General features: G+C 36.8%; 1 protein-coding gene and 2 pseudogenes. All 3 read left to right on the forward strand.

Annotation, left to right across the window (positions count from 1 at the left end; genetic code table 11):
* Positions 1–612: 612 nt before the first annotated feature.
* Positions 613–917 (forward strand): annotated as a pseudogene (locus tag AC3DU7_RS27745) (zinc ribbon domain-containing protein); the annotation flags it as partial.
* An 81-nt stretch (positions 918–998) separates the two neighbouring features.
* A complete protein-coding gene (locus tag AC3DU7_RS27750; protein ID WP_488042487.1) occupies positions 999–1,832 on the forward strand; it encodes a calcium-binding protein in 834 nt (277 codons plus the stop codon).
* A 241-nt stretch (positions 1,833–2,073) separates the two neighbouring features.
* Positions 2,074–2,308 (forward strand): annotated as a pseudogene (locus AC3DU7_RS27755) (hypothetical protein); the annotation flags it as partial.

Consider the following 2,308-nt stretch of genomic DNA (forward strand, 5'->3'; position numbering starts at 1 on the left):
ATTAGCTATTAATTTGTCAATTCATAAATTCATGACTGACTAGCTTTTCTAATTACTTGCAAGTCTGAATACCAAAAAATAATTTTTTTAGTTTTGATTGTTATTATCTACTTAATTTAAAAGTAGCAGAAATCTATGGCTTCGCCAAGATAATTTCTCAAATAGGGACATTGAGACTCATCACAAATAGGAATAGACCTTCAGAAAAGTCCTTTAAACTTATAAAATAGGTGCACTCGAACTTATGAAGGGAGTAACTATTAACAATGCCTTAGACTTCTATTTCCTTAATATGTAAATGAAGAGATGGTTGAATCTTACATCCTATAAAATATCTTTAAATAATCTGATTTGGTATAGAAATTAAGAACTACGACTCCTGACTATGATATTTCGCCAATTTTACATTGCCCTAGTTTCCCCCTTCACAATTAACTCTAATTATGACCAAATTTATTCAGCTCTGACACAAATTACCAAGCAATTATTTTGAATAGTGTATTTTGTCAAATATCACCCCTATTAACTATTACTGAACTGGCGAATAAAGTTGAAATTACTGAAATTACTGCAACTTAAAGTTAAAAGCATCCAGTTTAGCGAATCGATCATAAACTTAACAAAAAGATAGCCAGACTTCATCAAAAAATCTCAGATACCCGAAAAGACTTTTGCTTTAAATTAGCTCATCATTTATGTGAACAAGCTGGAATAATATTTCTGGAAGACCTAGACTTGAGAACCTAGGCTCAAGCAATGTTAGGTAAATATACTTTTTAGATGCAGGGTTCGCTCAGTTTTTCAATATCTTGGCTTGGGTATACAGGAAACAAGGGGTTTATTTTGGCCAGGTAGACTACAGATATACCAGTCAAATTTTTCCGAACTGTGGAGCCCATGAGCTTCTCTCATTATAATTTTCAATTTAACGGAATTTAACGGAAGAGAATGTCAAAAATGTAAATATAATTTACAAAGAAGTTATTCAGTAGAGTTTTATGGTAACAGCAACAGAAGAAGACCTTTTTAACGGTGTAATCGATCTATTTGATTTTTTTGGGCCTTCGATTATGGATGAATCAATGCCAGGAGGTGGTAATGGCAATGGCACAAGCACCGATGGAAGTGGGAGTTCTGGAAATCAATTTAATGAAATTCTTGGTACAGAAGAGGATGACAGTCTCGACGGTACAGCGGGAGCAGACCTGATTATGGGAATGGAAGGTCGAGATTCTATAGAAGGTAGAGCCGGAGGAGATAGAATTTTTGGCGATGGAGATAATGATACTTTGCTCGGAGAAGATGGTAATGATTCTCTACTCGGCGGTCAACAACAGGATTCTATTTTAGGTGGTGATGGTAGCGACACATTGTGGGGTGGTAGGAGTAATGACTCTCTATTTGGTGAAGAAAATGAAGATACACTTTATGGTAATAGAGGTAATGACTGTCTTTTTGGTGGTTTAGAAGATGATAGCCTTTTGGGAGGTAAAGAAGATGATTCTCTAGATGGAGGTGAAGGTGATGATACTCTAGTAGGCGATCGCGACTCTGATACTTTAACAGGAGGAATAGGAGAAGATTTATTTGCTATTAATGAAAACACAGGTGGTCTCAGTCCATCAGATGCAGATATTATTACAGACTATAACCCTGAAGAAGACGATCAAATTGGATTAATTGATGGTTTAGCGCGTAGTGATATAGAATTTGAGACAACAGTTGTGGGTGGAGAAAATGGTGTAGCTATTAGGCTGAGGGATGATGAAGAAGATTATTTGGCAATAGTGCTGAATGCTGTAGAAGGCGATCTTGACTTCACTATTATCTAATATCATGTCTCTTTTATTAGGGAGTAGGGAGTAGGGAGTAGGGAGTAGGGAGTAGGGAGTAGGGAGTAGGGAGTAGGGGGAAATTTGATAGATTCTCAAGATAATTGATGAAGATCATTAATATTTATGGCTAATTAATGAGACCTGATATAAAACCAAAGAATATAGCAATGAGCGCTGGTATATTTACAAATTGTAGGAGAGGCCAAATAGCTAAAAGTCTTATATTATTCCAACGGAGATGCTGCGCAAACGGCAATTTATTCCCCCTGTTGCCTGTTGCCTGTTGCCTGTTGCCTATTGCCCGTTGCCTGCACACAGCGCTATAACGAAAAATTATGGATGGAATAACAATATAATGCAAGGCTTTCTCAATCTAAATAAACCATCTGGCATGACTTCCCATGACTGTGTAGCAAAGGTAAGAAAGTTACTACGCCTCAAGCGTGTTGGACATGGAGGAACTCTCGATCCTG

The organism is Okeania sp., assembly GCF_983059655.1.

Coding starts and splice junctions, on each gene's coding strand:
- AC3DU7_RS27750 (WP_488042487.1), top strand. CDS start 999: ATGGTAACAGCAACAGAAGAAGACCTTTTTAACGGTGTAATCGATCTA.